Below are 8,525 nucleotides of genomic sequence, written 5' to 3'. Positions count from 1 at the left end.
AATCTACGTCAGCCCCATATTTTTTGTATAGTACTATTCTTCCAAGAATATTCAGACACAATTCCAAAACCACTAGCAATACCAGAGCCAACCATCTCAGTCTTAATCTGTTTCTCAGTAGCCCCCGGCTTATTAACCTCATACACAAAATCAACAGCCACACTATTCAATGCCTGCGCACCCGGTTTTAATTTTGAAAGAAGAGGAACTTTAATCGCATCTTTAACACCATCATAGACCGCATTTTTTAGTTCTTCTTCATTCTTATATTTACCGTTATATACATTGTAAGATATATCCCCTTATACTTAAAATTATTCAACAAATTTATGGTTTTCATATTCCCAATCAAAATATCTTCTTAACTGATTTAAGACATCCTCCCAATCTTTTCCATGAATACTATTTACAAAATATTTAATTTCTTTCTCTATATCATCTATATCATCTATATCATCACTTACAATAAAGCATTTGGAACAAGCTAAGAATCTAGACTTTTTAGCATATTGAATATTAAATACATCAACATAAAAATAGTCTGCCCCTATATCTCCTTTTTTGCCTATAGATAAACATAATGGGATATAATACTCTGGTTCACACATAATTAATTGTGCTTCTAATTTAGATGAAATCCCATTAAATCCGATATCTTTTAAGTCAGCTACAATCATTTAATCTTCCTTAATAACATCTAAATGTAAATTACTATCAGCTTTAAAACCTTTAAACTTCCCATCTTTATAAACTGAAGTTCCACGCTCAAAATTTACTTGCATTCCTGTTACAGTGTGAACTGAGTTAGTTTTAAACTTAGGTGGTCTAAATTGTCTAGTTCCATCTAAACTAATAAGAGATCCATCACTATTTTTTATCGCATTATCACCCCCCCAAATACGGGTTAATTCATCTACCTCTTTGACAGTAAAAGCTTTACCTTTAAAAGTAAAATTTCCTTCCCCTGTAGCAGCATGAATTAATTCGGGTCTTAGTTTTGCTATATTATCTAAATTTTCTTGTATTAGCTGTTCCTTCAACTTAGGATACAACGCTACATTATCAGCACCTGTTGATATCCTTGTCGTTTGATTTTCATACCCTGTCGTTTTACCAACAATCGGCAACTTAGAATTAGAGTTTGCCCAATTAGGTAGCCCCGTTTTTTCAACCCCTTTCTTCACCAACGCCGCCGATTTCTGCAACAACTTCGCCCCAGCCGCACCAACAACCATGCCGCTAACCGGGGTTGAACCAAAGTTACCCAAAATATAGCCTTGCATTTCGCCTGCTAACGCAGGGTCATGTTTTACCGCATATTCATATTGCTGATTCCATTCATCCATTGATACATAGACTTGCTCTATCACTTCATTCGGATGGGTGATTGCATAAGCAAGCGATTTTACGGTTTCATCAAGATTTAAGATAGCTTCCGCCGTTTCAACCACGTTATCTTTAACGCCTTTCGATTTGCCTTGTTGCATTGCGTCATAATAGGCTTCTGCTTTTTCTTCATCGCCGTTGAAATATAATTTCGCAAAGAGTTTGATATCATCCAAGCGCTCTTGATGAGGGTCAACATCAAAGAAATTATTCTCCACCGCCCGTTTCGCCGTCTCAGCCCCAGCTGTGGCGGTGATGAATGAGCCACCTTGTTGCTCTGCGATATTATTTGCTTTGGCAGTGAGTGCACCCGCTAAGCCTCCTGCAATCTGACTTAACGTGCTGATGTTCTCTTTTTCATTCGCGGTAAGCTCACTCGGTGCTTTGTTGTAAAGGGTTCGGGTTAAGATTTCTGCCGTGGCTTCACCCGTTACGCCCGCAACGGCCCCCGTGAGTGGGTCTTTGCCCGTCACTTGGAACTCTACCGCCGAAAGCAAGGCGTGGGCAGCCAAGTTTGCTGCCTTGTCTTTTGCTGTATCGCCATCTGTCATTTCGTGGATTTGCTTGTTGAGATAAGGCGAGGCAAGGGCCACGATTGCGCCATTCGTGTCGTTTTGTGCACTCGCTTGAAGGGCTGCCGTCACCGCACGGATTGCCATACCATTCGGGCTACCTATGCCATAAGTGCGGTCGATATTCGCTTGGATTTTGTTAATTTCTTTACCGGCTAGATAAAATCAACAAACTGATGATCTTCATACTCCCACTCAAAGTATTTTCTCAATACTTTCACAATATCTTCCCAAGTTTCACCTTCAATAGAATTAACTAGAATCTTCAATTCTTTCTCTAAATCATCAAAATTATCAAAGTCAACTACTATGCTATGTAATCCAATCATAAATTTTTCTTTTCTTACCCAGCCAATGTTAAAAACATCTACATTAAAGTAATCACCGCCTTCCGATCCTTTAATCCCAATGGAGAGATATAGAGGTAAATAATAAGCTGCTTCAAGCATAGCATGTTGGGCTTTATCCCTTGTCCATTCTGGACCATTAAAATATATTTCTTTTAAATCTGCATATAACATTGTTAATTGTTCTCTATATTAATATGTAAATTACTATCTGCTATAAATTTGTTAGTTTTAGGATCTATAGTTCCTCTCTCAAAATTAGCCTGAACACCAGTCTCAGCATAAGATGAATTTGGTTTCATAGTGGGTGGTCTATATCTCCTTGTTCCATCCGCACTAGTAAGACCTCCATTACTATTGCGAATAGCACCATCTCCGACCCATTCGCGTGCAAGTCTATCTACCTCTTGACGAGTAAATATTCCATTAATCGTTAGATTTCCTTTACCAAAGGCAGCGTGATCTAATACGGGATTCTTAGTGACTACATTCTGGAGATTTTCTACAACTAATTGTTCTTTTAATTTAGGATACAACGCTACATTCTCAGCACTTGTTGAAATCCTCGTTGTCTGAGACTCATATCCTTTCGTCTTTCCAACAATCGGTAATACCTCATTAGCACTCGCCCCTTTCCCTACAACCAAATCTTCAACTTGGCGATAACGTGAACCATTGAGTCCGTTATACACCATTGTCGGTGTCGCTTTAATACCATAACGAATTGGTACTCTTTTCGCATTTGCCGCCCTGCCTCCTCCAACAGCCACAATGGAATTCATCATCTCTTCTGAAAGCTCTGCGAAATTTTGTGGAAGGCGTGGTTCTTTATCTAATTCATTTTGAACTTCACGATACACCACTTCATCCGCTTTCCAGTCATTTTGACTTCTTCCCCAACCTAAGAGTGTTTGGTGTTCTTCCGGAACATGCTTCATCGCGTCATTAACCTGTTCTTTATAGCCGTAAACAGGGAAACTGTAATTTCTTACTGCTTCTCTATCAAGATAATCGCGTTTAAAGATATTCATTGCACCTTCATAGGTTGTGCGAGGGTTGGCTGTATTTCTTTCTCCTTTGCCATATTGTGTTCGACTACTTGCTGTTTCAATAATGTAGCGCTCTAAGAAACGGTTAAAATCCATTTCTTCTACGCTAGATAATTTTTCACCTTTCTTAATTTTATCAAGCAGCCAATCACTGCGTTGGTCAAAATAACCCAGCTCAACAATTTCTATTTTCTCTTCTTTTGAAAGCTCCTCACCTCGTTGACGTTTTTGTAATAGATAATTTAGGCGCGCTCTTGAAGATTCACTCAAGAAATTATTCTCCACTGCCCTTTTCGCCGTGTCCGCACCTGCCGTTGCAGTAATGAATGCGCCTCCTTGTTGCTCACTCGTGCCATTGGCTTTCGCTGTCAATGCGCCTGCCAATCCTCCTGCAATCTGACTCAAGGTACTGATATTCTCTTTCTCACTCGCTGTCAGTTGGTCCGGCGTTTTGTCATAAAGGGCTTTAGTCAGTATTGTCGCCGTGGCTTCACCCGTTACGCCCGCAACGGCCCCTGTCAGTGGGTCTTTGCCCGTCACTTGGAACTCTACCGCCGAAAGCAAGGCGTGGGCAGCCAAGTTTGCTGCCTTGTCTTTTGCTGTATCGCCATCTGTCATTTCGTGGATTTGCTTGTTGAGATAAGGCGAGGCAAGGGCCACTACCGCACCATTGGTGTCATTTTGTGCGGCGGCTTGAAGCGCCGCTGTCACCGCACGGATTGCCATGCCATTCGGGCTGCCTATGCCATAAGTGCGGTCGATATTCTCTTGAATTTGGTTGATTTGTTCTCCAAGCTGTTGAGCTTGTGGGTGGTTTTTGCCATACTTCTCTTCCAGTTTAAACTTCTCAAGACTGAGCTTGTTCATTTTCTCCCGCTCTTCATAGGTGGCAATACTGATGGCGTTGTTTGAGATTTCCCCTATCACCTTCGCCATTTCCTGCCGTTCCTGCACTTTCTTCAAGTCTTGTTTATTCACTTGCTGATTGGCGTTTTTCGTATCGCGCGAAAGTGCGGTCAGATTTTCCGGTGTTTCTGTGTCAATATGGATGTTTTCACTGATAGCCGATTTTGTTGTGCTTCGTTCACTTTCATGGCTGTTGCCCAAAAGACTCAACGCACTGCTCAGCGCTTGCATTGGATTAATTCCGCCACTACCTGCACTGATACTCGCACTTTCCGTTTTAATTTCACTTCTGTTTTCTATGTCCGTATGACTGATTGAGCCGGTCTTAAAGCGGTTTTTCTCTTGGCTTGCTTCGCTTTCAATCATGGCGCCATTGAGTTGGGTGTGGTTGTGGATTGTGGCGTCCATCCCCTCTTCGCCAATATGAATGCCTGTCTGCTCCCTCACTTGAGCATAATCCACGCTTGCCTTGCTATACGCCGCATTCACCGATGCGCCACCGCCCGAACCATAGGCTATCGAACCGCTTGCACCCGCACTCACCTGTTTCGAGTCGTATTTTTCCGTATCTTGACGACTGGTGAGTGTCAGGCTTTGAAGCTCTCCTTCCCAACGTTTTGTGTTGAGGTTTGCCGATTCAAGGCTTAAGCCCCCTTCTTCACTGTTGGTGATGAGTTTATCGGCGTTGAGTCGGCTGTTTTGCCAACGTTCGCTATCTGAGTTCGATTTGCCTTTAGCTGAGCTCTTTCAAGCTGTTTGATTTTCGTTGCCATCTCTTTCTTTTCGAACTCAATTAACTCAATTTTCTCTTCAAGTGCCTTTTGCAAAATTAATTTTTAGCTTGTCATTGATCATTCTTATCTCTCATAAATAAAAAAATAAGAAAAATGTAGCAGAAACAAAAAATTAAATCTTTTTGCAACTGCTATATAATACCGAAAGAATCAACCTCACTTATTTTTACTCAATTAAGTTTAAATCAAGAACAATACTCTTTTCAAAACAAACAAATTATTCTCTTTCGCAATTAAAACGATAACTATCATAAGGAAACAGATTAGAATAAATTGATATAAATTTATCTTCCATATTTTCATCACCTTCATGATATAAATCCCAATCAAAATCAATAATACTATTCGGTGCAATTAGTATCCTCATTCCATTTAGATAAAATCTTTTGCTCCAATTAGTAATATCTCCCCCCTCTTTAATACAAAACTTTCCTAACTCAACTAAAATTGGGGTATTATCCTTATCTCTAAGAATATTAGCATATATAATATTTTCATCTATTAATACGTTTAGCCCAAAGCAAAAGTATTCTTTATCCTTTGTAATTGAAACATCACTTTCTTTAGCAACTATAATCATGGTTTAACAACCCCTTTAACTTTAAAATCTTTAGTCTCATAATCTACTTTTCCAGTTTTTACATTTTTGTAAAAATGAATTTGCAATGACTGCCCATTAGACAACTTAATTGATTCTGTCGTCATTTTTTTCCAGTCCTCTATTCTAGAACCATCTTTTGTTAATATCTTAACTATTGATGGATTTTTTATAACTCCGTCAGTAAGGTTGATTATTCTAGAGTTATTAATAGCAACATCAGTTAATTTACCATCAACAGTTAGTATATTTGCATCTTTAAAAGCTAATTCAGCTCTTAATTGAGCTCTTGTTTTATTACTCGTTGCAGGATATCCCTGAACATTTATGTTAGCATATCCATCTATATTGGACATAGCAGACGATTTATCATTAACTTTATTATTAACCTCCAAAGGGCCCACATCATCTACTTTCTTCGTTGTTGAAGATGGTGCAGTTTTACTGCCACTCATTGCTTTTCCGACGGCTTTTCCTACGACCAAGTTTATGACCGTCTCTACAGGATTGTCTATCGTATTTCTTAGCATATCTGGCGTCAACGGCGATGCCATTTGAGAAGACATATCTAATAGTTGTAAATAAGTTTCTCGTTCTTCAGGCGTCATACGACCCGAACTGACTTGTCTATCCGAAAATACTTTTTCAGCTTCTACAAGATATGCGTCTTGAAGTGCACCCATTGTAGTTAAACGATGCCCATAATACCCATAAGGACTTGTCTCCAAAAATCCGGCTTTGCTCTGACCTTTATTTGCTATTTGTCCGTCTTTCGCACCGTCTAACATTTTTTGATTAATAAAAGACGTTTTGAACAAATGATATTCTTGTTCTGTCAACTCTCCTGATTTGTACATCCCAAAAACAATCTCGCTACCACGGCGCTCGGTTGCCTGATATTGCGCAATGATTTTATCTCGCTCTTCCGGTGTTTCAGCTTTATTAAAGGCTTCTTGGTATTTATCAACATCTTCCACACCATAGGCTTTCAACTTATCAAAGAGGGCTTTTTCCTTCGCATTTAATTTCTTCTCTGAATACTTATTCAATAAGAAATTATTCTCCACCGCCCGTTTCGCCGTGTCCGCGCCTGCCGTTGCAGTGATGAATGAGCCACCTTGTTGCGCTGTGCTGCCATTGGCTTTCGCTGTCAATGCGCCTGCCAATCCTCCTGCAATCTGACTCAAGGTACTGATATTCTCTTTCTCACTCGCCGTCAGTTGGTCTGGCGTTTTGTCATAAAGGGCTTTGGTGAGGAGGGTTGCAGTGGCTTCACCTGTCACCCCAGCAACCGCTCCCGTTAGAGGGTCTTTGCCCGTCACTTGGAACTCCACTGCTGAGAGAAGAGCATGGGCAGCTAAGTTTGCCGCCTTGTCTTTTGCGGTATCGCCATCTGTCATTTCGTGAATTTTCTTGTTGAGATAAGGCGAAGCAAGTACCACTATCGCACCATTGGTGTCGTTTTGTGCTATAAAACAGATCAAAATCACTCATATACAATATTTATCATCATATATATATTTCAATAATATATTTTCATTCCTTTTAAGGAGCCTGATAGAGTTCCCATCTTTGCAAAAAAATGTCCCCGTCTTATTCTTATATCCAATTTTTGTAATAAATCTCTCATATTCAGACTCATCACCTAGTAACAATATATTAATTTCATAATATTTAAACCCATCTACTTTTAATATATCCTTAGATAGTCCTTCTTTTTCAAAAAAATAAATCAATCTTTCTCCTGCTTGTAATTTATATGTAGCCAATCGTCCTTTATCACTACATGAATGAATTATCGTTACACTAAAAAATATCAAAAGAATAGCAGATATAATTACATTTTTTAGTTTTACCATTTTTTCATTACCTCGCCACCGAAAGAATATCCCTCTCCTATTCCAATTCCTATCATCTGATGAGTTTTATTTGATGGGCCTATAGGTAAAGTACTACCTACACTGGCACAATAAATAACATAACATGCTTTACCTCCAATGCTTGCACCACCTAATATATTATTTATTGATGGACCAATATTTTTAATTTCCTCGTGACTTAAAGTAGGTATCCAACCAACTTCAACTCCGAATCCAAAGCTTGATGATGAATGTGCATCTGAAATTACTGATAAACTTGGAACTTGTGAATAAAATAAATCTCCAGTTCTCGTATTGATAGCAATTTTCCCTCCAAATTTATATATGCCAGCGTCAATGGCAATATATTGAGGTATCCCTAATTCTTTAGCATCTTTTGTTGCCTGCTCATTAATAAACTTAGTAACCTCATCCGCTTTAGCTTTAACCTGAAGCGATTTCACATACTCTTGATCTGTAGATCCTATAAAAAATGTATTATTTTCAACCGCCCTTTTCGCCGTCTCAGCTCCAGCAACAGCAAGCGCCATTCCTCCGCCATTTTCTTTACTCGTGCCATTGGCTTTCGCTGTCAATGCGCCTGCCAATCCTCCTGCAATCTGACTTAACATGCTGATGTTCTCTTTCTCACTCGCCGTTAGCTGGTCCGAGGTTTTGTCATAAAGGGCTTTGGTGAGGAAGGTTGCAGTGGCTTCACCCGTTACTCCTGCAACGGCTCCCGTCAGTGGGTCTTTGCCCGTCACTTGGAACTCTACGGCTGAAAGCAAGGCGTGGGCAGCCAAGTTTGCCGCCTTGTCTTTTGCGGTATCGCCATCTGTCATTTCGTGAATTTTCTTGTTGAGATAAGGCGAGGCAAGTGCCACTATCGCACCATTTGTGTCGTTTTGTGCTGCAGCTTGAAGCACTGCCGTCACCGCTCGAATCGCCATGCCATTTGGGCTGCCTATGCCATAAGTGCGGTCGATATTCTCTTGAATTTGGTTGATTTGTTCT

The 8,525-nt window shown here is 40.0% G+C and carries 9 protein-coding genes; 1 reads left to right on the top strand and 8 read right to left on the bottom strand.

What is annotated here, in order from left to right; translation table 11 throughout:
• Positions 1-237, top strand: a 237-nt coding sequence (locus BKK52_RS13780) for a hypothetical protein (RefSeq protein ID WP_208606166.1), incomplete at its 5' end; no start/stop codon positions are given.
• Positions 238-314: 77 nt separating this feature from the next.
• Here BKK52_RS13780 and BKK52_RS12270 read toward each other — a convergent pair.
• From BKK52_RS12270 to BKK52_RS13985, 8 genes are all read right to left on the bottom strand, one after another.
• Complete coding sequence (locus BKK52_RS12270) at positions 315-677, bottom strand: Imm8 family immunity protein (RefSeq protein WP_077478809.1); 363 nt, start codon at positions 675-677, stop codon at positions 315-317.
• Entirely contained in the window at positions 678-2,045 is a 1,368-nt protein-coding gene (locus BKK52_RS12265; protein WP_077478808.1) for a VENN motif pre-toxin domain-containing protein, read from the bottom strand.
• A gap of 68 nt (positions 2,046-2,113) precedes the next feature.
• Positions 2,114-2,479, bottom strand: coding sequence for an Imm8 family immunity protein (locus tag BKK52_RS12260; protein ID WP_077420910.1), 366 nt, complete (start codon positions 2,477-2,479; stop codon positions 2,114-2,116).
• 2 nt (positions 2,480-2,481) lie between these two features.
• On the bottom strand, positions 2,482-4,803 hold the full coding sequence (locus BKK52_RS13995; protein ID WP_242650030.1) for a VENN motif pre-toxin domain-containing protein: 2,322 nt from the start codon (positions 4,801-4,803) through the stop codon (positions 2,482-2,484).
• A gap of 468 nt (positions 4,804-5,271) precedes the next feature.
• Positions 5,272-5,634 carry a hypothetical protein gene (locus BKK52_RS12250; RefSeq protein ID WP_077473867.1) on the bottom strand — a complete coding sequence of 121 codons (363 nt, stop codon included), beginning with the start codon at positions 5,632-5,634 and terminating at the stop codon, positions 5,272-5,274.
• Positions 5,631-7,142 carry a VENN motif pre-toxin domain-containing protein gene (locus tag BKK52_RS12245; protein WP_131826453.1) on the bottom strand — a complete coding sequence of 504 codons (1,512 nt, stop codon included), beginning with the start codon at positions 7,140-7,142 and terminating at the stop codon, positions 5,631-5,633. The genes BKK52_RS12250 and BKK52_RS12245 overlap by 4 nt, the downstream gene beginning before the upstream one ends.
• Positions 7,143-7,511, bottom strand: a complete 369-nt coding sequence (locus tag BKK52_RS12240; RefSeq protein WP_077473869.1) for a hypothetical protein — start codon at positions 7,509-7,511, stop codon at positions 7,143-7,145.
• On the bottom strand, positions 7,505-8,525 hold a 1,021-nt coding region (locus BKK52_RS13985), incomplete at its 5' end, for a VENN motif pre-toxin domain-containing protein (RefSeq protein ID WP_244160254.1). The genes BKK52_RS13985 and BKK52_RS12240, both read right to left, overlap by 7 nt.

Origin of the sequence: Rodentibacter trehalosifermentans (assembly GCF_002000545.1) — a bacterium.
GTDB lineage: Bacteria > Pseudomonadota > Gammaproteobacteria > Enterobacterales > Pasteurellaceae > Rodentibacter > Rodentibacter trehalosifermentans.
Note: the sequence above shows the minus strand (reverse complement) of the source record. Positions and strands in the feature narration are given on the sequence as shown.